We start from the raw sequence: 26,667 nt of genomic DNA on the forward strand, positions 1-26,667 counted from the left end.
CGCCGCCCGCAAGGAATACGACACCGCCGTGCTCGACCAGCGCGTGGCCCGCCACGAACTGACACAGGCCCGGGCGGCCTTGTCGGCCGTGCGCAGCCCCGGCACCGGCGCGGCCCGCGCCTTCCAGGTGCGCGCCCCGGTGGATGCGCAGGTGCTCAAGCTTGCGCAGACCAGCGAGGGCGTCGTGGCCCTGGGCAGCCCCCTGATGGAGCTGGGCGACACGCGCCAGCTCGAGGTGGTGGCCGAGCTGCTCACGCACGAAGCCTTGCAGACCCCGCCCGGCACGCCGGTGCGCATCGACCGCTGGGGTGGCCCGGTGTCGCTGGACGGCCGGGTGCGCCGGGTCGAGCCGGCCGCCTTCACCAAGGTGTCGGCCCTGGGCGTGGAAGAGCAGCGCGTGCGCGTGATCATCGACATCGACACCCCCCAGGCCCAGTGGTCGGCGCTGGGCGACGGCTACCGCGTGGGCGTGCAGCTCATCGTGCGCCGCGAGCCGGACGCCCTGCGCGTGCCGGTCAGCGCCGTCTTCCCCTGGGATGATGGCCAACAACGCGGCATGGCGGTCTTCCTCCTGCGCGACGGGCGGGCCCACCTACAGCCGGTGAGCGTGGGTGAGCGCAACGGCGTGGAGGCCTGGGTCCGCGAGGGTCTGGACGAAGGCGCCACGGTGATCGTCTACCCGCCCACGGCCGTGAAGGACGGCGTGCGCGTCCAGGCCCGCCAACCGTGACTGCACTCAGGCCGTGAGGATCCAGCCTTCGAGGCGGTCCGCCGCCGCAGGCCAGCCCCAGCGCGGCCGGTCCAGCGCCCAGGCCGACTGCATCAGACACAGCACGGCATCCAGCCGGTCGCCGCGGGCGTCGGCGGCCAGTTCGTCGCGTTGCGCCGAACTCAGGTGCAGGCGCAGGCCGAGCCGGCTGCGCCCCTGCACCAGCGCCTCGATCAGGTCCTTGCGGGCGATCAGGCGCTCGGGCGTCTGGCGGGCGGCCTCGTCGCTCTTGTAGCTGCGCACACCGATCAGCTCGCGCGCCAGCATCCCGGGGTAGCCCTCGAGCGCCACACGGGAGGCATCCCCCGCCTGCAGGCCCGGCAGATGCACGCCGGCACGGCGCAGCGCCGGCACCCCCGCATGCAGCATGTAGGCCACCGGCGGATTGACCCACTTCATCGATGGCGACGAACCTGCGGGCCGGTCGGCGGCGCGATGAGCAAACTTCGCTCCCGCCGGTCGGGCCTGGCAAAAGGCCGCGAAGGTGGCCCGGATCTCGGCTCGCTGCAGGGCGGCGTAATGGTCCATCAGCGTCGGCCAGTCGGTGGGCCAGCCCAGGTGCTCCACCAGCTCACGCGGCAGCCCGAACGGGAAGTCGAAGGCGCCCACCCAGGGGCCCGGCTGCGCCAGCCATGCCTCAAAGGCGGCCTCATCGGTCAGCATCTGCATTTGCAGCAGGCGCACCCGCGCCCCCTGGCGCTCGCCCACGGCCACGGTGATGGGCTTGCGCCGGGTGGGCCGGCTGGTGAAGTCGACGCCCACCACGCGCAGTCCGTCGGGCCAGCGGCCTTCGGCATGGGGATTCAGCAACAAGTCTTGCACGGATGCATTGTCCCGGAGCCGGCAAAGCCCCGCCGACCTCCTCCACAATGGAGGGCTACTCCCACGACGCCATGGAACAACCCCTCCCGCCCGCTTCACCGCGCCGTCTGGGGCGGCGCATCGCCTGGACGCTGGCTGTCCTGCTGGTGCTGGGTTTCGGCGGCCTGCAACTGGCCGCCTGGCAACTCAAGGCCCAGGTCGAACAGGCCCTGGGGCCGCGGGCCACCGTGGGCAGCCTGCGCATGACCTGGGCCGGTGTGGAAGCCACCGAGGTGCGCGTGCGCTCCACCCGCAGCGAGCGGGCCGGCAGCTGGCCGGCCGACGACGAGCTGCGTGCCCAGCGCATCGTGCTCACGCCCGACCTGTGGGGCCTGCTCAGCGCCGACCTGCGCATCCGTCGGGTGCTGATCGAAGGCGGCTACCTGTCGATGTGGCGAACCCGCGAGGGGCGACTGCGGGTGCTGCCCGCCCTCTTCGACCGGCCGCGAGATCCGAAGGGCTCTGGCGAGGATGGCACCGGGGTCCCGCTGCACATCGCGCAGATCGCCCTGGACGACACCGCGCTGGAGTTCTTCGACGCCTCGGTGCGCCAGCCGGCCCTGAAGCTGCGCCTGGAAGCCCTGCAGGCGCGCGTCGGGCCGCTGGACCTGCCGGGCCTGGCCACGCCCACCGCCTTCGAACTCGAGGGCACGCTCAAGGGGGTGCAGCGCGATGGCCACGTGAAGCTGGCCGGCGAAGTGACCCTGGCCACCACCGACGCGCGCGTCAAGGCCGACCTGCGCGGCGTGGACCTGGTGGCCCTGCAGCCCTACCTGATCAAGGTGTCCGAGGCCGGCGTGCGACGCGGTGCGATGGACCTCAGCATCGACGCCCGGGTGCGCGAGCAGCAGTTGCACGCCCCGGGCCGCCTCACGCTGATCGGGCTGGAGCTGAACAGCAGCGGCGGCGTGCTGGGCACCTTCGCGGGCGTGCCGCGTCAGGCCGTGCTGGCCGCGATGAGCCGCGACGGGAAGCTGGACGTGGCCTTCACGCTGGAGGGCCGGCTGGACGACCCGGCCTTCTCGCTCAACGAGAACTTCGCGCTGAAGGTCGCCGGCGGCCTCGCCTCGGCCCTGGGCGTGAGCCTGGGCGGCGTGGTGGAAGGCGTGGGCAGCGTGATCAAGGGCCTGTTCGGCCGATGATCGAGGCGGTGGCGATCAGCTCCTCGAGCAGCGCCATCGAGACCCGGCCCGGCACGGCATACGGATCCAGCGTGGGCTTCTCGGAGTACTTCAGCACGATGGAGGGGTTGATCTTGGCGAGGTTCACCTGGCCCATGGTCCAGCCGGCGAAGCGACGCTCGCTGATCTCCTCGTAGTGCAGGAGCACCACATCCTTGTGCCGGTCGTCGCGAATGATGTCGCCGTAGAGCTTGTTGACTGCCTCGCGCCCGCCTTCGAGCACCTGCATGAACAAGCCGCCGCTGTGGCACAGGATGCCCGTGATGCCCAAGGGCGGGTTGTGGGAGCGCGACTGCGCCAGGATGGATTCGATGGCCTCGTGCGTGAGCGGCTGGGCCGCGCGGCTGGCGTAGAGCAGACGGACGAGCATGGGGAACCTCAGGGCTTCTTGCTGTTGAGCAGGGCCAGGAATTCGCGGCGCAGGTTGGCGTCCTTCAGGAAGCTGCCGCGCATCACGCTGTTGACCATCTTGGAGTCCATGTCGCGCACGCCGCGCCACTGCATGCAGAAATGGTCGGCCTCCATCACGATGGCCAGGCCGTCGGGCTGCATCTTGTCCTGCAGCAAGTCGGCCACCTGGGTGACCGCCTCCTCCTGGATCTGCGGGCGGCTCATGATCCACTCGGCCAGGCGCGCGTACTTCGACAGGCCGATCAGGTTGGAGTGCTCGTTGGGCATCACGCCCACCCACAGCCGCCCGATGATGGGGCAGAAGTGGTGCGAGCAGGCGCTGCGCACCGTGATGGGCCCGACGATCATCAGCTCGTTGAGCCGCTCCACGTTGGGGAACTCGGTCACGTCGGGCTCGGGCACGTAGCGGCCCTTGAAGACCTCTCGCAGGTACATCTTGGCCACGCGGCGCGCGGTGTCCTGGGTGTTGTGGTCGCTCTCGGTGTCGATCACCAGGCTCTCGAGCACGCCGGCCACCTTGGCCTGGACCTCATCGAGCAGGGCCTCCAGCTCCCCCGGCTCGATGAACTCGGCGATGTTGTCGTTGGCATGGAAGCGGCGCTGCGCGGCCTTGATGCGCTCGCGGATGCGCACCGAGACCGGCACGCCTTCGTCGTCGCTGGGCTTGGGAACGGAACTCAGTGCGGTCATGGACGTGGGCCTTCCGGGGTCAGGCATCGATCCTAGCAGCCGGGCCGCGGCCCCACGCGCATCCTCCCGCAATGGCCCCCGAGTGTCCGGGCCTATCGCAGCAGGGCCTCCAGCGAGGCCAGGCTATCGGCCTCGTGCAGGGGCTTGTCGTCGCGGATGCGCAGCATGCGGGGAAAGCGCACGGCGATGCCGCTCTTGTGGCGGGTGCTGCGCGCCAGGCCCTCGAAACCCAGCTCGAACACGAGGGTCGGCCGCACACTGTGCACCGGCCCGAAGCGCTCCAGCGTGGTGCGGCGGATCACCGCATCGATGCGCCGGAACTCCTCGTCGCTCAGGCCCGAATAGGCCTTGGCGAAGGGCACCAACTGCAGGGCCCCGGGCTGCGCCGGCTCGCGCCGGGCGATCGCCTCCACCACCGCCTGGGCCTCGTGCGCATCGCGCGGCGGGCGGCTCCACACCGCAAAGGTGTAGTCGGTGTAGAGGCTGGCCCGGCGTCCATGGCCGCGCTGGGCATAGATCAGCACGGCGTCCACGCTCAGCGGGTCGATCTTCCACTTCCACCACACGCCCTCGGACTTGGTGCGTCCGGTGCCATAGCGGGCCTCGCGCTGTTTGAGCATCAGGCCCTCCACGCCGCGCTCGCGCGAGCCCTCGCGCAGCCGGGCCAGCCCCAGCCAGTCCGGCGCCTCCACGAGCGGCGACACGTTCAGCAGCGGCTCGCCATCCGCGCGCCGGCCGAGCGAAGCCGAGAGGGCCTCGAGCTGTGCGCGGCGCACGGCCTGGGGCTGCATCCGCCGATCGCAGCCCTCCCATTCCAGCAGGTCATAGGCGATCAGCCTCACCGGCACCTCGGCCAGCACCCGCCGGTTCAAGGTCTTGCGGCCGATGCGCTGCTGGAGCAAGGCAAAGGGGGCGGGCCGGTCGTCTTTCCACACCACCAGTTCCCCGTCGACCACGGTGCCCTCGGGCCAGGCGCGGGCAGCCTCCACCACCTCGGGAAAGCGGTCGGTCACCAACTCCTCGCCGCGCGACCACATCCAGACTTGGCCGGCGCGGCGCACCACCTGCACACGGATGCCGTCGTACTTCCACTCGGCTTGCCAATCGGTCACTGGCCCCAGCACCTCCCCCATTGCCTCGACCGGCGTCTCCAGCGGATGGGCCAGGAAGAAGGGATAAGGCTGGCCGGCGTCCAGCCGCGCGTCGATCGACGGCGACACCAGGGCTTCGAAGCGAGCCGCGTCGGGCGGTGCGCTGGCCGCGCGGCCGGTGGTGGCAAAGCCCATCAGCCGCTGGGCGATCACCTCCGGCGGCAGGCCGGCGTGCTCGGCCAGCGCGCGGGTCACCAGCAGGCGCGACACCCCCACCCGGAAGCCGCCACCGATCAGCTTGCCCAGCAGAAAGCGGCCGGGCGAGTCGAGTTCGTTCCACCACTGGCGCAGGCGTTCGCGCTGCACCTCGGGCGCCGCCTCGCGCAGGGGCAGCAGGCGCCGTTCCACCCAGTGCGCCAAGCCCAGATCGCCGGTCTGCGCCGGCGGCGGCAGGATCAGCGCAATCGTCTCGGCCAGGTCACCCACGCTCTGGTAGCACTCCTCGAACAGCCAGTCGTCGATGCCCGCGGCCTCGCAGGCCCAGGCCTTGAGCTGTACCGTGCCCACCACGCGTCGGGGCCGACCGCCGCTCAGGAAGTACACCGCCCAGGCCGCATCGGCCGCCGGGGCGCGCGCGAAGTAGCGGCGCAGCGCCGCCACCTTGTCGCGGGTGGAGGTGGTGGCGTCCAGCTCGGCGTAGAGGTCGGCGAAGTCGCGCATCGCGGATGTCAGTGCTCGTCGCCGTACTCGGTGCGGAACGAGCCCGCCTCCAGGCCCTGCTCCTGCAGCCAGCGCACCATCACTGCTTCGTAGCCATGGGTCACGATCACGCGCGACGCGCCGCTCGCGCCGATGGCCCGCTGCAGTGCGGGCCAGTCGGCATGGTCGCTGAGCACGAAGCCCCGGTCCACGCCCTGGCGGCGCCGGGTGCCGCGCAGGCGCATCCAGCCGCTCACGTAGCCGTCGCGCACCTCGCCCAGGCGGCGTTCCCAGGTGCTGCGCGAGGCCGCAGGAGGCGCAATGACCAGGGCACGGGCCAGCGTGTCTGGCGTGACGCCCGGCCCCAACTCCAGGGCCTCGGGCAGCGACACGCCCGCCGCCACATAGGCCCGGTTCACAGCCGCCACCGCGGGGTGCACCACCAGGGGCCCAGGCCCCTCGCGCAGGCCGTGCAGCAGGCGCTGCGCCTTGCCGAAGCTGTAGGCATACAGCAGGCTGGGCCGGCCCTCGGCCGCGTTGGCAGTCCACCAGCGGCGGATTTCGTCCAGCACCTGCACCTGCAGAGCCCAGCGGTAGATGGGCAGCCCGAAGGTCGATTCGGTGATGAAGCAATGGCAGCGCACCGGCTCGAAGGGCGTGCAGGTGCCGTCGTCCTCGAGCTTGTAGTCACCCGACACGACCCAGACCTCGCCACGGTGCTCCAGCCTCACCTGGGCCGAGCCCAGCACATGCCCGGCCGGGTGCAGCGACACCGTGACGCCGCCGATCGTCACCGTCTCGCCATAGGCCAGGGCCTGCAGCGAGATCTCGCCCAGACGCTCGCGCAGCACGCCTGCACCCGGGGCCGCCGCCAGATAGTGCCGATGGCCGCTGCGCGCATGGTCGGCATGGGCATGGGTGATCACCGCACGCTCCACCGGTCGCCAGGGGTCGATGTGGAAGTCGCCGGCCGGGCAGTACAGCCCCTCCGGACGCGCCACCACGAGATCAGTGCGCGCGGCCATGCCGTCAGTACCGTCCGGTGGCCCCGGCCACCCGCATGAAGAGCCGCGCCATCCAGGCCACGAAACCGCGCCGCAGGTAGCGCCGCCAGGCCGGCAGACCCAGGGTCTGCACCGTCACTTCCCTCGAGGCGGCAACGGCCTGGTCGATCTCACCGGCCAGTTCCTGGACGAAATGGCGGTCCTGCACGATCACGTTGCCCTCGAGGTTGACCAGCAGCGACAGGGGATCGATGTTGGAGCTGCCCACGGTGGCCCAGTCCTCGTCCACCACGGCCACCTTGGCATGCAGGAAGGCCGGGGTGTACTCGAAGATGCGGATGCGGTGGCCCAGCATCTCGTCGTAAAGCGCCTGCGCCGCCAGCGCGGCCATGCGGTAGTCGACCTTGCCCTGCAGCAGCAGCCGCACCTGCACGCCCCGCTGGGCCGCATGGCGCAAGGCTCGGCGGAAGGCCCGCCCCGGATAGAAATAGGGGCACACCAGGTCCACCCGCCAGCGGGCGCCACGGATGGCCTCGATGTAGGCGCGCTCGATGGTGCGCCGCTGCCGCAGGTTGTCGCGCACGACAAAGGCCACCCGCACCGGGCGCGGATCGCCCAGCGCCTGCTCCACCACCTGCCAGCGCGTCGTTCGAAGACGCCGCAGCAGGCGCCGCGCACGCGCCACCGGATGGGAGCTGCGCGCCAGTTCGACGAGTTCGTCGCGCCAGTCCCGCCCCAGGCGCGAGCGCGTCCACAGCGCGCGTGCCGTCTGCTCCATCATGGCCACCACCGGGCCGCGCGCCTCCACCGCATAGTCCAGCCGGGGGGCATCGCTCCAGCCGTGATGGATGTCGAGCCGGTCGTCGATGATGTTGATGCCCCCGACGAACCCCACGTCCGCATCGACCACGCACAGTTTCTGGTGCAGACGGCGCAATTGCCCGGGCTGCAGCCAGCTGCGCCAGCCCTGCAGCGGGCGAAACACGGAAAACCTCACTCCGGCCTCGGTCAGCGCTCGGCCCAGGCGCGCGAGGACCGGCCCCGAGCCGAAGCCGTCGACCACCACGCTGACCCGCACCCCGCGCCGCGCGGCCTGCGCCAGGGCCGCCATCATGGCCTGGCCCGCCACATCGTCGTGGAAGATGTAGGTGAGCAGCCAGACACGGTGTCGGGCACGGGCGATGGCCTCGTGCATCGCAGGAAAGAGCTGGTCCCCGCCGCGCAGCAGCCGCACCTGGTTCGATCCGGTGAACAGCGCTCTGGCCTGCACATACCAGGCCAGCACGTGGCGGTCCTGTTCCGGCGTTGCGTCCGGGATCCGGGCTTCGTCGGGGGACACTGCCATGGCTCAAGCCGGCTCCAGCTCGACCACCAGCGGCAGGTGGTCGGACATGCGCGCCCAGGCCGTGCCTCGCGGCACGAACGTGGACACGCAACGCAGGCCGCGGGTGTAGACGCGATCCAGGGCAAACACCGGGACGCGCGAGGGGAAAGTCAGCGACCGCCGGCCCTCGGGGCCATCCGCGCGCTGCAGGCCGAGTTCCGACATGGCCGGGTTGAGCTTCTCGCCCCAGTCATTGAAATCGCCGGCCACCACCAGCGGAGCTGCCTGCGGGACATGCCGTTCGATGAACTCGGCCAGCCGCTCCACCTGGCGCACCCGGCTGGCATGGATGAGTCCGAAATGCGCCACCACCGCGTGCAGCTCCACCCCCTGCCACTGCACCGGCACATGCAGCAACCCGCGCTGCTCGAAGCGGTGGTCGGACACGTCGTGATGCCCGACATCGCCGATGGGCCAACGCGACAGCAGTGCGTTGCCATGCTCACCATCGCGTGTGACCGCATTCGTGCGATACGCCGCCACATAGCCCTCGGGCGCCAGGAAGTCGGCCTGCGACTGCTCTGGCCAGCCCAACCAGGTGCGCTCGAAGCGCCGCGCATCACGCCGGTGGAACCGGCGCACCTCCTGCAGGAAGACGAGGTCGGCGTCCAGCGCCTCGACGCCCAGGCCGAGGTTGTGGATTTCCAGCCGCTTGAGCGGCCCCACGCCCCGCACCCCCTTGTGGATGTTGTAGGTGGCCACGCGCAGCCGCCGGCCTTCGGTGCCCGAGGCAGGCGGGAGCTGACTGGACTGCAGGGGGTTCATGTCTGCCCTCCATCCCCCTGGCCCGCAAAGCGCGGCAGCATCAGCACGGCTTCCGCGTTCGAGGGCGAGAAGCAGCGGTCGGCCGCCTCCCGCCAGGGCAGCCAAGCGTACTGCAGGTGCTCCCGGGGGGCCAGGCGGACGGGGATGTCGCGCGGCACCCGCAGCCCGAAGACATGCTCGGTGTTGTGTGTCACGCCCGGAGCGTACCGGTGACGCCAGACCGGATAGATCTCGTAGACGTTGCGCAGCCCCCAGTCGACCAGATGGGACAGCGGCACGGCCTGCCCGCCGATCTCGATGCCGGTCTCCTCGGCCACTTCCCGGATGCAGGTCTGCACCAGCGGTTCGTCGAGCCGGTCCTTCGAGCCGGTGACGCTCTGCCAATAGCCCGGACGGTCGGCCCGCTCGATCAGCAGCACTTCGAGCGCCGGACTGTGGATGACCACGAGCACGGACTCCGGGATCTTCGGCGGGCGTTCACTCACGGCGGCAACTCCTGTCACTGCGAGGATTTTCGATCATCCTCTACCCGCGGCGTCCCGAAGCCTCCCGAATCGGGGACTCACAGCCCCCAAGATCGCGCCCATGCCGGGCGCACAAGCAACAAGGGGTGGCCGTGGCCACCCCTTGGAGCGCGGGATCGTGCGAACGTTCAGCCGCCTCAGGACGGCTGGGGGTTGCGCAGGCGGATGTGCAGCTCGCGCAACTGCTTCTCGTCCACGTACGACGGCGCACCGGTCAGCAGACACTGGGCCCGCTGGGTCTTGGGGAAAGCGATCACGTCGCGGATCGACTCGGCCTTGGTCATCAGGGTCACCAGCCGGTCCAGGCCGAAGGCCAGACCGCCATGGGGAGGCGCACCGTACTGCAGCGCATCGAGCAGGAAGCCGAACTTCTGACGCGCCTCCTCCGGCCCGATCCTCAGCGCATTGAACACCTTGCGCTGCACGTCGGCCCGATGGATACGCACCGATCCGCCGCCGAGCTCCCAGCCATTGAGCACCATGTCGTAGGCCTTGGCGATGCACTTCTCCGGCGCCGTGTCCATGAAGTCCTCATGGCCGTCCTTGGGGGCGGTGAAGGGGTGGTGCACCGCGTTCCAGCGCTGTTCGTCCTCGTCGAACTCGAACATGGGGAAATCGACCACCCACAGCGGCGCCCAGCGATCCTCGAACAGGCCATTCTTTCTGCCGAACTCGCTGTGCCCGATCTTCACGCGCAGCGCGCCGATGGCGTCGTTCACCACCTTGGCCTTGTCGGCCCCGAAGAAGATCAGATCCCCGTTGCGAGCGCCCGTGCGTGCCAGGATCTCTCCGATGGCACCGTCGTGAAGGTTCTTGACGATGGGCGACTGCAGGCCGTCGCGGCCCTTGCCCGCGTCATTGACCTTGATCCAGGCCAGGCCCTTGGCGCCATAGATCTTGACGTACTCGGTGTAGGCATCGATCTCGCTGCGGCTCATCTCGCCGCCGCCGGGGATGCGCAGCGCCACCACCCGCCCGCCCACACTGTTGGCCGGGCCGGAGAACACCTTGAACTCGACATCCTTCATCACGTCGGTCAACTCGGTGAACTCGAGCTTGACGCGCAAATCGGGCTTGTCCGAGCCGTAGCGGTGCATGGCCTCGGCGTACTTCATCACTGGATAGACCGGCAGCTCCACGCCCATCACGTTGCGGAAGACCGTGCGGATCATGCCCTCGAACATGCCGCGGATCTCTTCCTCGGTGAGGAAAGAGGTTTCGATGTCGATCTGCGTGAACTCGGGCTGGCGGTCGGCGCGCAGATCCTCGTCGCGGAAACACTTGGTGATCTGGTAGTAGCGATCAAAGCCGGCCACCATCAGCAGCTGTTTGAAAAGCTGGGGCGACTGCGGCAGCGCGAAGAACATGCCGTCGTGCACCCGGCTGGGCACCAGATAGTCGCGCGCGCCCTCGGGCGTGCTCTTGGTCAGCATGGGCGTCTCGACGTCGATGAAGCCGTTGGCGTCCAGGAACTTGCGCACCTCCATCGCCACCTTGTAACGCAGCATGAGGTTCTTCTGCATGTAAGGGCGGCGCAGATCCAGCACCCGGTGCGTCAGGCGCGTGGTTTCCGACAGGTTCTCGTCGTCGATCTGGAACGGCGGCGTCACGCTGGGGTTGAGCACCTCCAGCTCCTGGCACAACACCTCGACCTTGCCGCTGGTGAGATTGGCGTTTTCGGTGCCGGCCGGACGGGCGCGCACCTTGCCCACCACCTTCAGGCAGTACTCGTTGCGCACGCCCTCGGCGACCTTGAACATCTCAGGACGATCGGGGTCGCACACCACCTGGACCAGGCCCTCGCGATCGCGCAAGTCGATGAAAATGACGCCGCCGTGATCCCGGCGACGATGGGCCCAGCCCATCAGGGTCACGGTCTGGCCCATCAGCGCTTCGCTGACCAGGCCGCAGTAGGTGGTTCTCATGCAATCACTCCGATTCGGGCAGGGGGCGCCAGCCAGCAGCGCCCTAGGGCCGATCAGCCCTGCAGACGCCGGGCCGTGCGCGGCCCGGTCGAAAAAACTTCAATGACACGCGCACGAGCTGCCGCATGGCGTGGAAGCGGCGCTGGCACTGGCTGGCGCTGTGGACGATTGCGCGCCGGAAGCCGACGTCGAGGCCGTCTGCGACGAGCTGCCTTCCGTCCCCGAAGAAGCGCCAGAGTTTCCGCCGCGGAAGTCCGTGACGTACCACCCCGAACCCTTGAGCTGGAAACCGGCGGCGGTGACCTGCTTGCGGAAGGTTTCGGCGCCGCACCGGGGGCAGTGCGTCAGCACGGGATCGGAAATCTTCTGGAGCACGTCCTGCCCATGCCCGCAGGACTCGCACTTGTAAGCATAGATGGGCATACCGACACCATGAGAGGAACGCAAAACCTGAAATTATAGGCGGCCGGCCGGGGTTCAAGTCCGGCCGCTCGGATCCCCGCCCCCGGGACGCACCGACCCTGCGGCCCGACGCCACCGGCCGCCTGGGAGGCACGTTTCCTGCATTGGTGGACCGTGACACCCCCCCTATAATCCGCGCGCACCGCCCCTCCCCCCCCTTCGCCGCGAAAGGATGTCCCGATGCTGCTGACCCTCGTGTTCGTCTACCTGGCGCTGTCGATCGCCATCGGTTTGTACGCTTCGCGGCAGGTCCACAGTGCGCGCGACTACATCACCGCCAGCCGCCACCTGCCTTTCCCGGTCGTGATGGCCATGGTGTTCGCCACCTGGTTCGGCGCCGAAACCGTCCTGGGCATCTCGGCCACCTTCCTGGACGAAGGCTTCCGTGGCCTGATCTCCGACCCGCTGGGCGCCTCGCTGTGCCTGGTGCTGTTCGGGCTGATCTTCGCCCGCCCGCTGTACCGGCTGAACCTGCTCACCCTGGGCGACTACTTCCGTATCCGCTACAGCCGTCCGGTCGAGCTGGCGGTGTCCATCTGCATCGTGCTGTCCTACCTGGGCTGGGTGGCCGCACAGATCACCGCCTTGGGGCTGGTCTTCAACGTGCTGTCGGCCGATGCCATCTCGATGAACGAGGGCATGCTGATCGGCATGGGCGTGGTCCTGCTCTACACCGTGTTCGGTGGCATGTGGTCGGTGGCGGTGACCACCTTCGTGCAGATGATCGTCATCGTCGTCGGCCTGCTGCTGGTGACCAACGAAGCCGCCACCCAGGCCGGCGGCGTGGCCACGGTGATCGCCAAGGCCGCGGCCGAAGGCAAGTTCGAGTGGCTGCCCACTTTGGACGCCGTGGACATCCTGGGCTGGACCGCAGCGCTGCTGACGATGGCCCTGGGCTCCATCCCCCAGCAGGACGTGTTCCAGCGCGTCAATTCATCGAAGAACGAGTTCGTTGCCGTCTGGAGCACGGCGCTGGGCGGCGTGGCTTACTTCTTCTTCGCCTCTGTGCCCCTGTTCCTCGCCTACAGCGCCAACCTGATCGATCCAGCGCTGGTTGAACGGCTGATGGAGGTGGACTCCCAGCTCGTGCTGCCCACCCTGGTGGTCGAGCGCATGCCCTTCTGGCTGCAGGTGGTGTTCTTCGGTGCGCTGCTGTCGGTGATCATGAGCACGGCCTCGGGCACGCTGCTGGCCCCGGCCGTGACGTTCGCCGAGAACGTGCTGCGCCCTTACATGAAGGGCCAGAGTGACCAGCAGTTCCTGAACATGACCCGCCTCATCGTGGCCTGCTTTGCCGTGCTCGTGACCGGCTATGCGGTGGCCACCGACGCCACCATCCACACGATGGTCGAGCACGCCTACCGCGTCACGCTGGCCGGCGCCTTCGTGCCGCTGGCCTTCGGCCTGTTCTGGAAGCGGGCCAACAACCGCGGTGCGGTACTGGCCTTGGTGTTGGGGCTTGGCACCTGGCTGGTGCTGGAGGTTCTGGGGATCGAAGAACCGGTCGAGCCCCAGCTCTTCGGCCTGCTGGCCAGCGCGGTGGGCATGATCATCGGCGGACTGACGGGACCGGCCACGCGCCCCCAGGCCAGCGCCCAGGGCGCCTGAGCACCCCACGCCCAGCGCCCGGCACGGCTGCTGCTACCACCAGGGCCGTGCGCGAGTCAAGGCCTGCATCGCCAGCAGGCCCAGCGTGAATCCGATGCCGCCATAGAGGATCGCCTGGAGCAGGCGGTTGGTGCGACGCTGCTCCTTGATCAGCCGCTGCAGTTCCTGGCGGTGCAGTGCCGGCGGCTGCTGCAGTGCATGGTGCAGCAACCGAGGCAGTTCGGGCAGCAGTTTGGCATAACGCGGCGCCTCGTTCTTCAGTCGCCCCCACAGCCCCCGCCAGCCCACCTGCTCGTTCATCCAGCGTTCCAGGAAAGGCTTGGCCGTGCTCCACAAGTCAAGGTCGGGGTCGAGCTGGCGGCCCAGACCTTCCACATTGAGCAAGGTCTTCTGCAGCAGCACGAGCTGCGGCTGGATCTCCACGTTGAAACGCCGTGAGGTCTGGAACAGACGCATCAGCACCTGGCCGAGCGAGATGTCCTTCAGTGGCTTGTCGAAGTGCGGTTCGCAACAAGCCCGGATGGCCCCTTCCAGCTCGTCCACCCGAGTGTCGGGGGGCACCCACCCGCTTTCCACGTGGAGCTCGGCCACACGCTTGTAGTCACGGCGGAAAAAGGCAATGAAGTTCTGCGCCAGGTATTCCTTGTCGAACTCGGTGAGCGTGCCGATGATCCCGAAGTCCAGGGCGATGTAGCGGCCGAAAGTGGACGCATCGACGCTGACCTGGATGTTGCCCGGGTGCATGTCGGCATGGAAGAAACCGTCGCGGAACACCTGCGTGAAGAAGATCGTCACCCCGTCGCGCGCGAGCTTGCGGATATCCACCCCCGCCTCGCGCAGACGCTGTACCTGGCTGATCGGGATGCCGCGCATGCGCTCCATCACGATGACCTGCTCGGCGCACAGATCCCAGACCATCTCGGGCACGATGACGAGGTTCAAGCCCTCCATGTTGCGCCGCAGTTGCGTGGCATTGGCCGCCTCGCGCACGAGGTCCAGTTCGTCGTGCAGGTACTTGTCGAATTCGGCCACCACCTCGCGCGGCTTGAGGCGTTTCCCATCGGGCCACAGGCGCTCGACCCAGGCCGCCAGGGTGCGCAGCAGGCCCAAGTCCTCCTCGATGACCTTGAGCATGCCCGGACGCAGCACCTTGACCGCCACCTCGCGACCGTCGCTCAGCGTGGCGAAGTGCACCTGGGCGATCGAGGCACTGGCCACCGGCTCGCGATCGAAATCGGCAAACAGCGCCTGCAGCGGCCGGCCAAAGGACGCCTCGATCGTGCGCACCGCCTGGTCCGCAGGAAAGGGTGGCACACGGTCCTGTAGCCGGGCCAGCTCATCGGCCACCTCGGTGGGCAACAGGTCGCGCCGGGTGGACAGAACTTGACCAAACTTGACGAAGATGGGGCCCAGGCGCTCGAGCGCCTCGCGCAACCGCTGCCCGGCCGGACGATCGAACCGTCGGCCCACCCCCAACCCCCTGGCCAGCAGGCGCACCGCCGGCTGCGGCGCCTCGCGCAGCACGATCTGGTCCAGGCCGAAGCGCCAGACCGTGTAGAGGATGACCGTCAGTCGCAAAAACCGCTTCATCCGGGTTGCCCGGGACGGCCGGCGTGTGCGCCCATGCGGGCCGCCAGCGGCGCCATGGCCGTCAAAGCCGCCTGCACACCGCCCCCCAGCGCACGCAGCACCGCCGCGGCCTGGCGGGCGGCGGCATCGCCCATCAAGCGCGACAAATCCTCTTCCGGATCCCAACGCAGGTGGTCCATCAACCAGGCCAGGGTCGTGGCCAGCTCGGCATCGCCTTGCAGGCTCACCGACGAGCGGTCACCCGACAGCAGTTCGGCGGCCAGCCGCACCGGATTGGAGGCATCCACCACCAACTCCAGGACACCGTCGTCGTCCATCGGCGCCTCGACGCGCTCCAGCAGGCCGGCGGGCGTGATCTCCCAGCACGCCGGCGGCGGGGGCGGCAGCAGGGCCGGCCAGCCGCGCAGGCTCAGGCGCACGCGCCGGCCCGCCTGGGGCACCAGCCGACGCATGGCCGTGGGCTCCGAAGCCAGCAGATGGTTCAGCGCCAGGGTGACGCGGTCCAGCACCGCCGGGCCGAGCAGATGGAGAAGGGGTTCGAGCATGGCCGCGATTGTAGGTGGGCGGCCCTCCCCCGGCCGGGGTGGTCGCCGCTGCGGTCGCTTCTGGAACAATGCGCGCTTCAAACGTCCCAAGATCCCCCACATGCCCCGCATTCTGCTGACCGGAGCCACCGGCTACATCGGCTCACACACCTGGCTGGCCCTGCACGCCGCCGGCCACGAGGTCGTCGGCCTGGACAACTTCGCCAACAGCTCGCCCGCCGTCGTGGAACGGGTGGCCGAGCTCACCGGCACCGCACCTGTCTTCGTGCAGGCCGATGTCGGTGATGCCACCGCCCTGGACGAGGTGTTCCGGCGCCATGCGATCGATGCGGTCGTGCATTTTGCAGCCCACAAGGCGGTGGGCGAATCGGTGCAGCGTCCTCTGGCCTACTACCGCAACAACCTCTGCGGTCTCTTGACCGTGGCCCAGGCCATGCAGGACCACGGGGTCTTCCGCCTGGTGTTCAGCTCCTCGGCCACGGTCTACGGCCAGCCCGAACGCCTTCCCATCACCGAGGATGCCCCGCTGGCCACGACCAACCCCTACGGCACCACCAAGCTGATGGGCGAGCGCCTGCTCGACGAACTGCGGCACTGCGACCCGCGCTGGCAGATCGCCAGCCTGCGCTACTTCAACCCGGTGGGCGCCCATGAGAGCGGCCGCATCGGCGAGGATCCCCGTGGCACGCCGAACAACTTGATGCCCTATGTGTGCCAGGTGGCGGTGGGCGTGCGCCCGGAACTGCAGGTCTTCGGCGGCGACTATGACACGCCCGACGGCACCGGCGTACGCGACTACATCCATGTGATGGACCTGGCCGAGGGCCATGTCGCTTCGCTGCGCCATCTGCTGGAGACGGGCCAGTCCCACACCGTGAACCTCGGCACCGGCCAGGGCTACAGCGTGCTGCAGGTGATCCGCGCTTTCGAACAGGCCAGCGGGCGGACGATCCCTTACCGCATCGTCGCCCGCCGCCCGGGCGACGTGGCGGCCTGCTATGCCGACCCTACGCAAGCCCGTCGGCTGCTCGGATGGGTCGCGCGGCGCGATCTGGCCACCATGTGCGCCGACGCCTGGCGCTGGCAGAGCACGCATCCCCGCGGCTACGCCGGCTGACCCTGTCGCTTCGGCCTATTCGTGGCCGTCTCGTGACAGCCTGGCATGCAGCCACCCCCCAGGCGCGGGATGTGACAAATGCACGCCCTGCCGGACACTCCCCGACACACTTGAAGGGGAAGGTTTCATGAAAACGCTGATGGCCGTGGTCGTGCTTGGGCTGCCGATGTGGACAGCCGCCTCCGACCGCAGCCTTGAGGATCGGCCCGGCCTTGCACCGGCCGCCGCCGCCCTGACGGCGCCCCCCTCGCGGCCGGCGGCAGCGCCGGTGGCTGTCACCCCCACCCGCGACACCGCGGTGACCCTCCCTTTGTCGGCGCCCAGGGTGCAATCACCGAACGACGCCGCAGGCGTCTGGTCGAGCCTCCAGGCGGTGCCCACACGCGCAGCCTTGCCCCCGGCTGTGCAGACGTCGGCAGAGCCGTCTGCCTCGGCCGAACGCCTGCCGCGATCGGGCCCCCAATGGTATGCGCTCATCGCCGCAGGGATCGCCGCCGTGGGCTTCATGGCCAGCCGCCGCACGCGCAGCTAAGGCCCGCAAGGACCTGCCCCATCGCGCTCGCATTCGGCGACTGGGGTTCCTCCCCTCATTCGCGGGCCCTCCCCGAAGCCCTCCCCCCAATTACGTGGGTCGCCCGTGACGGCTTCCGGCTCACAATCGGTCGAGATCTGCACACCCGTGTGTCCGCGAGCCGCCGTGCCGTTGCGTCGGATACCACCCCGGGTTCCTGCGCTGCCGCCTCATGCCCCGAAATCGCATGTTCGACGACCGCAACAGCCACAAACGGACCTTCTTCGGCGCCCCGCAGTCCGTCACCTCCATGGTGGCTGCGGTGCTGGAGCCCGGCCTCATGGTGTTGTCGCTCCTGCTGGCCTATGCCTGGTTCGACCAGCCCGTGGGACGCCCTGAACTCGTCCTGAGCCTGCTGGTGTTCGCGCTGGCCTTTCCCGGGCGCGACCGCTTCCGCGACAACCTGCTGGCCGCAGCCACCGACATCGCGCTGAGCTGGTTCACGCTGATGGCCATCTTCGGTCTGCTCGGCTACGCCACCAGCAGCTTTGGCCTGTTCGACACTCGCGCCCTGCTGCTGTGGGCTCTGGCCACGCCAGTGCTGCAATGGCTGTCGGTGTGGGCCGGAGCCCACATCGTGAACCACCATGCGAACCTGCCCCGTTCGCGGCGCAGCGCCGTCGTGGTGGGTGCGGGCCCGCTGGGCGAGAAGGTGTCTCGCGCGCTGGCCGAGCGGCGTGACCGGGGCATCGACTTCCTCGGCTACTTCGACGACCGCACCGACGACCGGCTGCACGAAGGCGCCGCACCGCACCGGCTGGGAACGCTGAGCGACGTCGGCGCCTATGTGTCGGCCCACGGCGTGCGCGACGTCTACATCACGCTGCCCCTGGGGTCGCAGCCGCGCATCGTCCGGCTCCTCGAGCAGCTCCAGGGCACGACGGCCAGCCTGTACTACGTGCCCGACGTCTTCGGCATCAGCATCATCCAGGGCCGGCTGCAGGACATGGGAGGTGTGCCGGTGGTGGGCATCTGTGAGACCCCGTTCACAGGCACGAACGAGCTCGTCAAACGACTCAGTGACATCGTGATGGCCAGCGTGATTCTGGTGCTCATCTCCCCATTGATGCTGGTGATCGCCCTGGGTGTCAAGCTCAGCTCCCCTGGGCCGGTGATCTTCAAGCAGCGTCGCAACGGCCTGGACGGAGAAGAAATCGTGGTGTACAAGTTTCGCACCATGCGCGTCCTCGAAGACGGGCCGGTGGTCAAGCAAGCCACCAAGGACGACCCACGCATCACTCCTTTCGGGGCCTTCCTGCGCAGGACATCGTTGGACGAACTCCCGCAGTTCATCAACGTTCTACAGGGTCGCATGAGCATCGTCGGCCCACGCCCCCATGCCGTGGCCCACAACGAAGCATATCGCCGCCTGATCAAAGCCTACATGGTGCGCCACAAGGTGCGCCCAGGCATCACCGGTTGGGCTCAGGTGCACGGCTACCGCGGTGAGACCGAGGTGATCGAGAAGATGCAGGCGCGCGTCGAATACGATCTGGAATACCTGCGCAACTGGTCGCTGGGGCTTGACTTGCAGATCATTGCGCGCACCATCCGGCTGATGCTGTTTGACCGGCATGCGTACTGATACGGGCCAGGCGGACCACCGCATGCTGCAAATCCCGCTGGCGCCCTCGCACAGATCAAGACTCGGAGACCCCCGTGAACAAGAAGACTGACTCCCGGATTGCGGGCCGGCTCGCCCGCACATGCGCACCGTTGCTCGCGCTGGGCCTGATGGCGCTGGGTCCTGCACAGGCCCAGGAGCGGCCCTGGACCCTGAGTGCAAGCCAGGCCGTGCGCTACGACTCCAACGTGTTCCGGGCCGAGCGTGGCTCACCCTCGGAAACCGACGTCTCATCCATCACCAGCCTCGATGGCCGTCTGCGGGCACGTCTGGGCCGACAGCAGGCCTATGCTGCCGCCGGTGTGAGCGCCCATCGCTACCGCGAGAACGACCAACTGGATTTCACGGGCACCACGCTGGAAACCGGCGTCAATTGGGCCACCGTGGAACGACTGTCAGGGACGGTGCGCTATGTGCAGCACCGCGGACTGGCCGTGTACGGCGCTGCCGGCGCGCCGCAGACCACCGACCGTGTCCTCGAGCGCACGCAGCTCGGGGAGGCCACCGTGCGCTTCGGGATGACCGCACGCTCGGCCCTGCTGGCCAGCTTGGCCCAAAGACGTGTCGACTATTCTGTCGTGGAATACGAAGATCGCGAGTACCAGCAGAACGTGGCCTCCCTGGGCTACCAGTACGGCGTCGAACGAGCCTTGACCCTCGGCGTTGGCGGGCGCTACACCCGGGAACGCACACCACGCTATGACGAACCTACCCCGGGCAACTTTGTCGAGAATCGCGGCACGCGCCGCGATCTCGATTTCACGGCAGTCTGGCAGGCCTCGGGTCTGAGCACCGTCTCGGCACGGATCAGCGCCACGCGACAGCGATACACCCAGGCTGACGAAGCCGACTTCTCCGGAGTCACCGGCTCGCTGCGCTGGGAATATCGTCCCACAGGCAGGCTCAGCCTGAACACGCAGCTGGATCGGGACACTGCGGCCGAGGCCCGCTTTGCAGACTTTGCGGGAGAAGCTCCTGAACAGTCGGTCGAAAGCCGTCGCCTCGTGAACAGCGCCCAGCTCGAAGCCCTCTACGAACTGACCGGCAAGACCCGGATGAACGCCCGCCTGCGGCATGCCCGCAGCAAGTTGAGTGATGGCACGGGTGTCACGGGCCACGACAACACCAACACTTACGGATTGGGCATCGAATACAACCCCACGCGCACCCTGCTGCTGGGCTGCGAAGCAGGACAGGAAAACCGGTCCACCCGCTCGCCGCTTTCCTACAGTTATCGAGCCACCGTCGCGCAATGCATGGTGCGCCTGACCCTGGATTGAGGCGATGCGGTTCCTTGCTTCCGACTGCACGACCCGGCCATTTTCTGAACACCATGCCCCCCTTCGAACGAGGCCGCCGTTGTCCTTGCGCTGGTCGATATGGCTGGGCAGTTGGGTGCTGGCAGCCACCTGTGCAGCGGCTCCTGCCGTTTCGCCCGGCATGAGCCCTGCGACCGCACGCTTCTTCTTCTCGGGCCACAGCCTCACCGACCGCCCCCTGCCCGACCACCTCGAGAAGGTCGCGCGCAGCCTTGGCACCCCAGTCCTGTGGAACCGGCAGTATGTGGTCGGATCGTCCATCCGCCGCCGGGTCCAGGGTGACAACCCCGAAGCCACGGACTTCCAGGGTTATCGGCAGGGCTACAACCGCGACACCGAGGGCCTGGACGTGGTGGCCGAATTCAAGTCTCCGCAAACCACCGACGGTCGCCCCTACGACACCCTGATCATCACCGAACAGCACGGCCTGCTTGGAACCCTGGTCTGGAATGACACCGTGCGCTACCTGCGCCACTACCACGACCGCTTCATCGACGGCAATCCGGAGGGGAAGACGTTCTTCTATGAGTCCTGGATCAGCCTGGATGACAAGAGCGACCCGCGCCGCTGGATCGAATACGAGCGTGCGGCCTCGCCCATCTGGCATTGCATGGCCGAGCGTGTGAACCTGTCGCTGGCCGCCCAGGGGCGGCGTGATCGCATCACGCCGCTGCCGATGGGGCTGGCGTTGGCCGAGCTCATCGAGCACAGCCTGAGTGCCTCCGGCCCAGCTGCCCTGAAGGCCGGCACCACCGTGGACACCGTCAGCCAGTTCATCGGCGACGAGGTGCATCTGGGACCCATGGGCATGTACTACGCCGCCCTGGTCCTCTACGCAGCCAACTTCGAGCGTTCACCCGCCGGCGCCTGGGCGCCGGAAGGCATCCGACCCGACCAGGCGCGCCTGCTCCAGGACCACGCCTGGGCCTTTGTCAGCAGGTACTATCGCGAGCTGCGCCCCCGGACGATGGAGGAATGCCGCGAGCTGATCCGCAGCGATTTCGCGTGGCGCTACTGGTCCTACATCCGTGACGCCTACTGGCGCCGCGAAATGAACGGCTTCATGGCCTATGCCAAATGGGCCCGGCACTACGTCGAGTGGCGGTACAGACTGTCGCGCCAGGACGAGAGAAACCCCTTCCACTACGACGCCGCGACAGACGCGGCCTACTGGTTCGATCAGTGACCTTCCAGCGCCAGAGGCGGATCAAGAGGCCGAACCACTTCGCGCATCCACGTGGCGCGGCGTTGCAGCCAGATGGCCTGGGTGTTCGATCGGGCAAACTCCACGCCTTTCTGAGCCATGCTGACCAGGCGTTCGGGGTCGGCGGCCAGTTGTTCGAGGCGTTCGGCCATGGCCGCCGGATCGGGCCAGCGCGAGAGGACCACGGCCTGACTGGCCTGCGCCAGATCCCGGAAGTAGCTGATGTCGAAAGCCAGCACCGGCAGCCCGCGGGCCATGGCATCAAACGCCGCGCGCGGCGTGTCTTCCACCAGGGGGGTGGCCACGCATACGTGCATGGGCCGCAAGAGCTCGAACAGTGCTGCACCATACGGCACCGGCGGCATGAAATGGACGGCATTCTCGACCCCGGCGTCCTCCACCTGGGCACGCAGCGCGGTCTCGCATTCCCCCGAACCGATCAGCGTGAGGTGCACATCGACACCGCGGCTCCTCGCGATGCGAACAGCTTCGATGGCCCGGTCCAATCCCTTGTACGCCACGAACCGGCCGAAGAACACCACCTGCAAGGGCTGTCCTGGCTGGCGAAGCGCCTTGGTACGCTCTGACAGCTCGGTTTCCGTCAGCACGTCCTCCAGGCCATGCGCGGTATCGTAGAAGTTCTTCACATGCGCACGGCCCTTGCCGAAGTCGCGCACCATGGAGGCACTCTTGAGTAGCACGAGCTGAAACATCCGCGGTGCAAACCACACCTGAAGGTAGACCAGCGGGTCGTACACCAGGCGGTTGACCAGATACTGCCTGAAGCTCCACAGACCCACCTGGCGGTAGCGGCGTGCATGCTCGCGAAAGTCGATGTCCACGAGGAACATGACCGGCCGACGCTCGATCCAGGCCGCGATGTTCACCATGGCCATCAGCGGACGCCACACGTCGTCGGAAACGCCTGAATGCACCACCCCTGCCTGGCGCACTGCAGCGCGGATGCGGCGCCACAAGGCCAGGGCATCATGGCGCCAGAACCGCCTGGCGGAGGTGTCCGTGCGATGGGCCGGCACGAAGGCCACGCCATCGGTTTCCAGGTCCACCACGCCCAGATGGTCGCGGCGGCGCGCGTACTCTGCATCGGTCAAGGCCGGGGCGACAAGCACCACTTTCTCGAAAGAACTGCCAATGCTTTCGCGCAGCTCTCTCAGGTGTTGCGCAAAGGCACTTTCCGTCGCGAAGCGCGTGGGCGAAATGGGGTAGGCAGGCGCCTGTACGGCGATGACGTAGTCCATGCTCACTTGTATTCGATGAGCCGGGCGCGGCGACCCAGCAACTGGTCACGCCAGAACTGCAGGTGACCGACCAGTTCCGGAAAGCGGCCCAACGTATGGAAGGTTGCCTGGAGGCGGCGGTCACGCGGTGGCCCAGACAGCCGCAGGAAAAGACGCAGCACTTGCAGAGGATAGGCGCACAGCACCAGCAGGGCCCAGGCTGACATCCAGGGCCACAACGCCACCACGGCCGCAGGTGGGCCCAGCGCCCAGAGCCAGGTGCGCCAGGTTTCACGGACGCAATGCCGTTCCGGAGGTGCACCATGCAGGTGGCGTCCTGCTGCATAGGCATAGCCGCTGCGAACGATGCGCAGCCACCACTGGCGAAAGCGCGTCATCGCCGCGTCATGCAAGGTCATCTCGGCCGGCAGTGCATGCAGCTCCCAGCCTCGGGCCCGAAGCCGGACACACAGCTCGGGCTCCTCGCCGGCGATGAGATCATCCCGGTAGCCACCCACCTGCTCCAGGGCCTCGCGACGAAGCATCACGTCGCCACCGAAAGACTTCAGCAGCCCGGGTGGTTTGGCCCACTCCAGATGGCACAGCAGGTTGTAGACGGAACGCTCGGGATGACGCTCGCGGCGCTGGCCGCACACCGCGGCCGCCCGCGGATGTGCGGCGAGAAACGCCTGCGCCTGGTCCAGCCAGCCGGCCACCACCTCGCAGTCGCCATCGACAAACTGGATCCATTGGATATCGGGTGACAGTTCCAGCAGCCGGCGCCATCCCGCGTTGCGCGCGCGCGCTGCGGTGAAAGGCACGCTCAAGTCCAGCTCGATGCATTCGACACCCAGACTGCGCGCCATCGCCAGCGACCCGTCGGTGGAGCCGGAATCGACATACACCACATGGTCCGCCTGGTGACGGACCGACTCCAGGCAACGCCGCAGCCGCTCCCCTTCGTTGCGGCCGATGGCCACCACACCCAGCCGTGCCAATCTCATGCCCAACCCTCTGGCGTTGCAGGTGTCCAGGCTGCCTTCAGTTCCCTGGGCAGCCGGCTCGCACCCACCATGTGCCGCACCCTCGCCGCGAACGTGTCTTCGAAGGCGTGGGCCAGCGCAAATTCGCGGGCGCACCGGGCGGCCATCGCCAACTCCTCGCGCGCGGCAGCCAGGCGGGCCACCTCCTGCGCCAGGTGCTCCACATCGCCTGTCGGGCTGAGCCAGCCACTGCCGGAATGCTGGACGATCCCCTTGAAGGCCTCGTTGTCATACCCGGCAATCGGCACCCCGCAGGACATGACCTCGGGATAGGTGCTCGAAGGGTCCCCCTGGGGATGGCAGCACACGAACAGATCGGTGGTCTGCTTGAGCAAAGGCACCCACGCCTGCCTGAAATCCACCACCCCTTTCAAACGCACCTCCTGCGACAAGCCCCTGCGCTCGATCTCACGCGCCAGCGCTCCTTCCAGGCCCCCCCGGCCGTAGATGTCCAGGGTGAAGGGAACACCGCGCCGCTTGAGCGCCTGCGCAAACCGCGGCAGATCCTGCACGCCCTTCATGGGAATCAGGCGTCCGCCGAACACCAGGCGCAAGGGCCGGCCTTCCCGGAGCGCTGACAGTTTGGCTTCGAGTTCCGCTTCACCGATCACGTCGCGGCGCGGCACCCGATTGTCGAAGAAGATCATCACATTCGGATGAAGGTGGCGATAGACCTCGTAGGTCGGCGCCCCGCTGCACTGTAGGCCGGCCGATAGCGCCAGGGCACGGCGGCGCTTCGCCTCGGCCTGCGTCACCCACAGCTTGCGGCGCCACCGGACCAGGGGATTGCTCACCTCCGCGTCGAGGATCTGCTTTTCGGTCCGCAAGGTGTACTCGCTGGTGAAGACCATGGGCACCCCCAGGCGATGGCACAGCTGCACCGTTTCCAGCTCGAAGGGCGACAGGAAGCCCGAAACCAGGGCGGCCCCGCGAATGCGCTGGGCAAGATCTTCCAGACGGGCCGGCCGCACCTCGAACGCCGGGGCCGGCGTCTCGGGCAGGATCTCCACATGGTCCATGTCCGACCCCAGGGTATCAGTGAGCTGGACCAGCGTGGTCACCGGCCCGGGCCAGGACCGTGCATAAGAGGCCACGCCATCGATGAACTTCTGGGTGAGGACCAGTCCTCCACGCGGTCCCCGGGCGGCCTTGAGGCTGGGCAGCACGATGAGTTCGCGGGACACCTGCGCCGGCTGGCGGGTCATGGCCGGCTCACGCCGCTCCATCTGGGCGGGGTCGACGAAGTAGTTCATGACAACAGCTCCAGCAGGCGATGCACTTCATCGATCACCACGCGGAACCCCCCGGGCGCCGGCTCGGCCACCACCAGGGCGAAGCGCATGTCCATGCGGTCCGTGTATTCCTTGTAGGCCAGCGCAAACCGCTCGGGCGGCTGGATGACCAGGAAGGTGGCTTGTTCCGCAGCCGAGAAGATCGCGTGCGACAGGTGGCTGCCTTCCACGGCGATCACCACCCGCGCGTCCAGCGAGCGTCGTGCAACGTCCTGGGCGGACAGGTTCTCCGGGTCGAGGATGTCGAATTCCAGCGCCAGCAACGCCTGCTCGAGTTCTGCTTCGTTCACCAGCCTGCGCGGTTCGCCACCGATGCCCCGGCGCAGGTAGACACCGGGTGGCGGCACTCGCCCCGCCTGGGGCCCGAGGGCAGCTCTGAGGCGGGCGCGGAGCAGCTCATAGCGGGCCCGCTTGAAGGAGTTCTGCGCGAAGTCGGTGTAGCACATCAGGCGGCGGATGCGCGCGCGCGCCACCTCGCGGGGACGCGGCAGTCCCAGCAGTTCCCGATAACCCGCTTCATGGACATAGGGCTTGGACATCATCGCAATGCACGGGCTTCCGGGCTCCGGGATGAGGTTCAAGGGCATGTCGTCGAGCATCAGGGTCCCGAAGAAGTGGCTGCCCGCCTGGCTGGTCATCAGGTGCACCTCGTCGAGCCGTTCGGCAGGCCCGGGATCCACACCGAAAACGCGTTCCTCGCCAAAGCCCGGCTTGAACTTGGCGGCCCCCCGATACAGGTAGGCGCCGGCGAGTTCGACGTCAGGCACCATGCGCGCCACCGACGCAGCATGTTCGATGGAGCCGCCGGCCAGCAAGGAGCGCTCGGTGTCCCAGTTCCGCCAGGGCGACAGCGCACGGACCCGCTCGATGGCTCCCGGCAGGAACAGCGCAGGGGGCACCGTCGCACGCTCCGGTGGACACAAGATCCATTCCCGGTTCGCAAAACTGTGAAAATCCGGGGCTCGGCGCACGGCCAGCCGCCGGGCCACGCGCTTGACCATGGGCAGGTTCAGTTGCATGGGCGCTCCACAATCGAGGTGTCCATCATGCGGGCCCAAGGCGCCTCGCAACAGCCCCCACCCAGGGTGTTTGCGTCCCGCGAGCCCCGGTGCCGGCGAGGCTGCACACGCGGAGCCTCTCGACACGTCCCTGCGTCTCGACCCGGACCTCGGCCGGCACATCCCCCAGGCCCGCCTCGAAGACCTGAGGGCTCAGGCTGAACCCCGTGCCCAGGGCCTTGAGACAGGCCTCCTTGCGGGTCCACCCCTGCAGGAAGGCCCGGTCGCGCGCGGGCCCGGCGACCCTCCGCAAGGCCTGCTGCTCGCCCGGCCCGAACACGGTCGACGCCAGAGCCGGTGCATCATCGATAGCGCGCAGCACTTCCAGGTCGACACCGACCTCAGCACCTTCACACACCGCAACCAGGGCCAGATCGGCGCTGTGGCTGAGATTGAAGTGCCAGACGGACGACAGGCCCGCCAGGACCGGTTTTCCGAACGGGCCGGTCTCGAACGTGAGGTCTGCGGGTTCGCAGCCCAGGTGGTGCGCCAGTCGCTGGCGCAGGGCCACATGGGCGGCCACGTAGCGGCGCCGGTCTGCCTCGAACCGGAAACGGCCGGTGCGCTCGCGTTCCTGCATCGACAGGCAGGCCTGCTCGTGTTCCGAGGGCCAGTCCGCCAGATCGATCAGCCACAGCGCCACGTCGTTGCACCAGGCCGGGTCCGGATCTCCAGCGCGCAGCGGTGCCATG

At 68.2% G+C, this 26,667-nt stretch carries 25 protein-coding genes; 8 read left to right on the top strand and 17 right to left on the bottom strand.

Going from position 1 to position 26,667, the window contains the following annotated elements; all coding sequences use genetic code 11:
* A partial coding sequence (locus tag ACK4ZD_RS00005) for an efflux RND transporter periplasmic adaptor subunit (protein WP_409656885.1) occupies positions 1–730 on the top strand: 730 nt, incomplete at its 5' end.
* A 6-nt stretch (positions 731–736) separates the two neighbouring features.
* Here the strand turns inward: ACK4ZD_RS00005 and ACK4ZD_RS00010 are convergent.
* Positions 737–1,591, bottom strand: a complete 855-nt coding sequence (locus tag ACK4ZD_RS00010; protein WP_409656888.1) for a DUF429 domain-containing protein — start codon at positions 1,589–1,591, stop codon at positions 737–739.
* Between the two features lie 71 nt (positions 1,592–1,662).
* On the opposite strand from ACK4ZD_RS00010, the gene ACK4ZD_RS00015 reads away from it, so the two are divergent.
* Positions 1,663–2,772 (top strand): DUF748 domain-containing protein, encoded by a 1,110-nt coding sequence (locus tag ACK4ZD_RS00015; protein ID WP_409656891.1) that lies wholly within the window; start codon positions 1,663–1,665, stop codon positions 2,770–2,772.
* On the opposite strand, the gene ACK4ZD_RS00020 is transcribed toward ACK4ZD_RS00015, so the two are convergent.
* The 9 genes from ACK4ZD_RS00020 to ACK4ZD_RS00060 form a co-directional block, all read right to left on the bottom strand.
* A complete protein-coding gene (locus ACK4ZD_RS00020) occupies positions 2,750–3,181 on the bottom strand; it encodes a BLUF domain-containing protein (protein WP_409656894.1) in 432 nt (143 codons plus the stop codon). The two genes, ACK4ZD_RS00015 and ACK4ZD_RS00020, sit on opposite strands and share 23 nt — an antisense overlap.
* An 8-nt stretch (positions 3,182–3,189) precedes the next feature.
* A complete protein-coding gene (folE, locus tag ACK4ZD_RS00025; protein WP_409656897.1) occupies positions 3,190–3,912 on the bottom strand; it encodes a GTP cyclohydrolase I in 723 nt (240 codons plus the stop codon).
* A gap of 92 nt (positions 3,913–4,004) precedes the next feature.
* Complete coding sequence (locus ACK4ZD_RS00030; protein WP_409656900.1) at positions 4,005–5,723, bottom strand: ATP-dependent DNA ligase; 1,719 nt, start codon at positions 5,721–5,723, stop codon at positions 4,005–4,007.
* Between the two features lie 8 nt (positions 5,724–5,731).
* Complete coding sequence (locus tag ACK4ZD_RS00035) at positions 5,732–6,727, bottom strand: ligase-associated DNA damage response exonuclease (RefSeq protein WP_409656903.1); 996 nt, start codon at positions 6,725–6,727, stop codon at positions 5,732–5,734.
* 4 nt (positions 6,728–6,731) lie between these two features.
* Complete coding sequence (gene clsB, locus ACK4ZD_RS00040) at positions 6,732–8,051, bottom strand: cardiolipin synthase ClsB (RefSeq protein ID WP_409656905.1); 1,320 nt, start codon at positions 8,049–8,051, stop codon at positions 6,732–6,734.
* A 3-nt stretch (positions 8,052–8,054) separates the two neighbouring features.
* Positions 8,055–8,855, bottom strand: coding sequence for an endonuclease/exonuclease/phosphatase family protein (locus ACK4ZD_RS00045; protein WP_409656908.1), 801 nt, complete (start codon positions 8,853–8,855; stop codon positions 8,055–8,057).
* Positions 8,852–9,340: a dihydroneopterin triphosphate diphosphatase gene (nudB, locus tag ACK4ZD_RS00050; protein ID WP_409656911.1), complete on the bottom strand. Its 489-nt coding sequence runs from the start codon at positions 9,338–9,340 to the stop codon at positions 8,852–8,854. Before nudB ends, ACK4ZD_RS00045 begins: the two co-directional genes overlap by 4 nt.
* Before the next feature lie 176 nt (positions 9,341–9,516).
* Positions 9,517–11,304, bottom strand: coding sequence for an aspartate--tRNA ligase (gene aspS / locus ACK4ZD_RS00055; protein WP_409656914.1), 1,788 nt, complete (start codon positions 11,302–11,304; stop codon positions 9,517–9,519).
* Positions 11,305–11,403: 99 nt separating this feature from the next.
* The gene (locus ACK4ZD_RS00060) at positions 11,404–11,727 is read right to left on the bottom strand and encodes an FmdB family zinc ribbon protein (RefSeq protein WP_409656917.1); all 324 of its coding nucleotides are present in this window, start codon (positions 11,725–11,727) and stop codon (positions 11,404–11,406) included.
* Positions 11,728–11,946: 219 nt separating this feature from the next.
* Between ACK4ZD_RS00060 and ACK4ZD_RS00065 the strand changes: the two genes are divergently transcribed.
* Positions 11,947–13,374: a sodium:solute symporter family protein gene (locus tag ACK4ZD_RS00065; protein WP_409656919.1), complete on the top strand. Its 1,428-nt coding sequence runs from the start codon at positions 11,947–11,949 to the stop codon at positions 13,372–13,374.
* Positions 13,375–13,407: 33 nt separating this feature from the next.
* Here the strand turns inward: ACK4ZD_RS00065 and ubiB are convergent, their stop codons facing one another.
* Both ubiB and ACK4ZD_RS00075 read right to left on the bottom strand, forming a co-directional pair.
* Positions 13,408–14,964 carry a ubiquinone biosynthesis regulatory protein kinase UbiB gene (ubiB, locus tag ACK4ZD_RS00070; RefSeq protein ID WP_409656922.1) on the bottom strand — a complete coding sequence of 519 codons (1,557 nt, stop codon included), beginning with the start codon at positions 14,962–14,964 and terminating at the stop codon, positions 13,408–13,410.
* The gene (locus tag ACK4ZD_RS00075) at positions 14,961–15,509 is read right to left on the bottom strand and encodes a hypothetical protein (RefSeq protein ID WP_409656925.1); all 549 of its coding nucleotides are present in this window, start codon (positions 15,507–15,509) and stop codon (positions 14,961–14,963) included. Before ACK4ZD_RS00075 ends, ubiB begins: the two co-directional genes overlap by 4 nt.
* A 100-nt stretch (positions 15,510–15,609) precedes the next feature.
* On the opposite strand from ACK4ZD_RS00075, the gene galE reads away from it, so the two are divergent.
* The 5 genes from galE (at position 15,610) to ACK4ZD_RS00100 (ending at position 21,326) form a co-directional block, all read left to right on the top strand.
* Positions 15,610–16,626, top strand: a complete 1,017-nt coding sequence (gene galE / locus ACK4ZD_RS00080; RefSeq protein WP_409656928.1) for a UDP-glucose 4-epimerase GalE — start codon at positions 15,610–15,612, stop codon at positions 16,624–16,626.
* Between the two features lie 127 nt (positions 16,627–16,753).
* Complete coding sequence (locus ACK4ZD_RS00085) at positions 16,754–17,158, top strand: hypothetical protein (protein WP_409656931.1); 405 nt, start codon at positions 16,754–16,756, stop codon at positions 17,156–17,158.
* 211 nt (positions 17,159–17,369) lie between these two features.
* Positions 17,370–18,782 carry an undecaprenyl-phosphate glucose phosphotransferase gene (locus tag ACK4ZD_RS00090; RefSeq protein WP_409656934.1) on the top strand — a complete coding sequence of 471 codons (1,413 nt, stop codon included), beginning with the start codon at positions 17,370–17,372 and terminating at the stop codon, positions 18,780–18,782.
* A 74-nt stretch (positions 18,783–18,856) separates the two neighbouring features.
* Positions 18,857–20,101 (top strand): hypothetical protein, encoded by a 1,245-nt coding sequence (locus tag ACK4ZD_RS00095; RefSeq protein ID WP_409656937.1) that lies wholly within the window; start codon positions 18,857–18,859, stop codon positions 20,099–20,101.
* Between the two features lie 160 nt (positions 20,102–20,261).
* The gene (locus ACK4ZD_RS00100) at positions 20,262–21,326 is read left to right on the top strand and encodes a hypothetical protein (protein ID WP_409656940.1); all 1,065 of its coding nucleotides are present in this window, start codon (positions 20,262–20,264) and stop codon (positions 21,324–21,326) included.
* Here the strand turns inward: ACK4ZD_RS00100 and ACK4ZD_RS00105 are convergent.
* From ACK4ZD_RS00105 to ACK4ZD_RS00125, 5 genes are read right to left on the bottom strand one after another with little or no spacing between them, the layout of a single operon-like run.
* Complete coding sequence (locus ACK4ZD_RS00105) at positions 21,320–22,603, bottom strand: glycosyltransferase family 4 protein (RefSeq protein WP_409656943.1); 1,284 nt, start codon at positions 22,601–22,603, stop codon at positions 21,320–21,322. The genes ACK4ZD_RS00100 and ACK4ZD_RS00105 overlap by 7 nt on opposite strands.
* A 2-nt stretch (positions 22,604–22,605) precedes the next feature.
* Positions 22,606–23,586 carry a glycosyltransferase family 2 protein gene (locus ACK4ZD_RS00110; protein WP_409656946.1) on the bottom strand — a complete coding sequence of 327 codons (981 nt, stop codon included), beginning with the start codon at positions 23,584–23,586 and terminating at the stop codon, positions 22,606–22,608.
* Positions 23,583–24,878 (bottom strand): glycosyltransferase, encoded by a 1,296-nt coding sequence (locus ACK4ZD_RS00115; RefSeq protein WP_409656949.1) that lies wholly within the window; start codon positions 24,876–24,878, stop codon positions 23,583–23,585. The genes ACK4ZD_RS00110 and ACK4ZD_RS00115 overlap by 4 nt, the downstream gene beginning before the upstream one ends.
* Positions 24,875–25,936 (bottom strand): glycosyltransferase 61 family protein, encoded by a 1,062-nt coding sequence (locus tag ACK4ZD_RS00120; protein WP_409656951.1) that lies wholly within the window; start codon positions 25,934–25,936, stop codon positions 24,875–24,877. The genes ACK4ZD_RS00115 and ACK4ZD_RS00120 overlap by 4 nt, the downstream gene beginning before the upstream one ends.
* Before the next feature lie 25 nt (positions 25,937–25,961).
* Positions 25,962–26,666 carry a 4'-phosphopantetheinyl transferase family protein gene (locus ACK4ZD_RS00125; protein WP_409656954.1) on the bottom strand — a complete coding sequence of 235 codons (705 nt, stop codon included), beginning with the start codon at positions 26,664–26,666 and terminating at the stop codon, positions 25,962–25,964.
* Between the last annotated feature and the right edge of the window lies 1 nt (position 26,667).

Origin of the sequence: Caldimonas sp. (genome assembly GCF_046291045.1) — a bacterium.
Taxonomy (GTDB): domain Bacteria; phylum Pseudomonadota; class Gammaproteobacteria; order Burkholderiales; family Burkholderiaceae_C; genus Caldimonas.

Coding starts and splice junctions, on each gene's coding strand:
- ACK4ZD_RS00015 (WP_409656891.1), top strand. CDS start 1,663: ATGGAACAACCCCTCCCGCCCGCTTCACCGCGCCGTCTGGGGCGGCGC.
- ACK4ZD_RS00020 (WP_409656894.1), bottom strand. CDS start 3,181: ATGCTCGTCCGTCTGCTCTACGCCAGCCGCGCGGCCCAGCCGCTCACG.
- folE (WP_409656897.1), bottom strand. CDS start 3,912: ATGACCGCACTGAGTTCCGTTCCCAAGCCCAGCGACGACGAAGGCGTG.
- ACK4ZD_RS00030 (WP_409656900.1), bottom strand. CDS start 5,723: ATGCGCGACTTCGCCGACCTCTACGCCGAGCTGGACGCCACCACCTCC.
- ACK4ZD_RS00035 (WP_409656903.1), bottom strand. CDS start 6,727: ATGGCCGCGCGCACTGATCTCGTGGTGGCGCGTCCGGAGGGGCTGTAC.
- clsB (WP_409656905.1), bottom strand. CDS start 8,051: ATGGCAGTGTCCCCCGACGAAGCCCGGATCCCGGACGCAACGCCGGAA.
- ACK4ZD_RS00045 (WP_409656908.1), bottom strand. CDS start 8,855: ATGAACCCCCTGCAGTCCAGTCAGCTCCCGCCTGCCTCGGGCACCGAA.
- aspS (WP_409656914.1), bottom strand. CDS start 11,304: ATGAGAACCACCTACTGCGGCCTGGTCAGCGAAGCGCTGATGGGCCAG.
- ACK4ZD_RS00060 (WP_409656917.1), bottom strand. CDS start 11,727: ATGCCCATCTATGCTTACAAGTGCGAGTCCTGCGGGCATGGGCAGGAC.
- ACK4ZD_RS00065 (WP_409656919.1), top strand. CDS start 11,947: ATGCTGCTGACCCTCGTGTTCGTCTACCTGGCGCTGTCGATCGCCATC.
- ubiB (WP_409656922.1), bottom strand. CDS start 14,964: ATGAAGCGGTTTTTGCGACTGACGGTCATCCTCTACACGGTCTGGCGC.
- ACK4ZD_RS00075 (WP_409656925.1), bottom strand. CDS start 15,509: ATGCTCGAACCCCTTCTCCATCTGCTCGGCCCGGCGGTGCTGGACCGC.
- galE (WP_409656928.1), top strand. CDS start 15,610: ATGCCCCGCATTCTGCTGACCGGAGCCACCGGCTACATCGGCTCACAC.
- ACK4ZD_RS00085 (WP_409656931.1), top strand. CDS start 16,754: ATGAAAACGCTGATGGCCGTGGTCGTGCTTGGGCTGCCGATGTGGACA.
- ACK4ZD_RS00090 (WP_409656934.1), top strand. CDS start 17,370: ATGCCCCGAAATCGCATGTTCGACGACCGCAACAGCCACAAACGGACC.
- ACK4ZD_RS00100 (WP_409656940.1), top strand. CDS start 20,262: ATGAGCCCTGCGACCGCACGCTTCTTCTTCTCGGGCCACAGCCTCACC.
- ACK4ZD_RS00105 (WP_409656943.1), bottom strand. CDS start 22,603: ATGGACTACGTCATCGCCGTACAGGCGCCTGCCTACCCCATTTCGCCC.
- ACK4ZD_RS00110 (WP_409656946.1), bottom strand. CDS start 23,586: ATGAGATTGGCACGGCTGGGTGTGGTGGCCATCGGCCGCAACGAAGGG.
- ACK4ZD_RS00115 (WP_409656949.1), bottom strand. CDS start 24,878: ATGAACTACTTCGTCGACCCCGCCCAGATGGAGCGGCGTGAGCCGGCC.
- ACK4ZD_RS00120 (WP_409656951.1), bottom strand. CDS start 25,936: ATGCAACTGAACCTGCCCATGGTCAAGCGCGTGGCCCGGCGGCTGGCC.
- ACK4ZD_RS00125 (WP_409656954.1), bottom strand. CDS start 26,666: ATGGCACCGCTGCGCGCTGGAGATCCGGACCCGGCCTGGTGCAACGAC.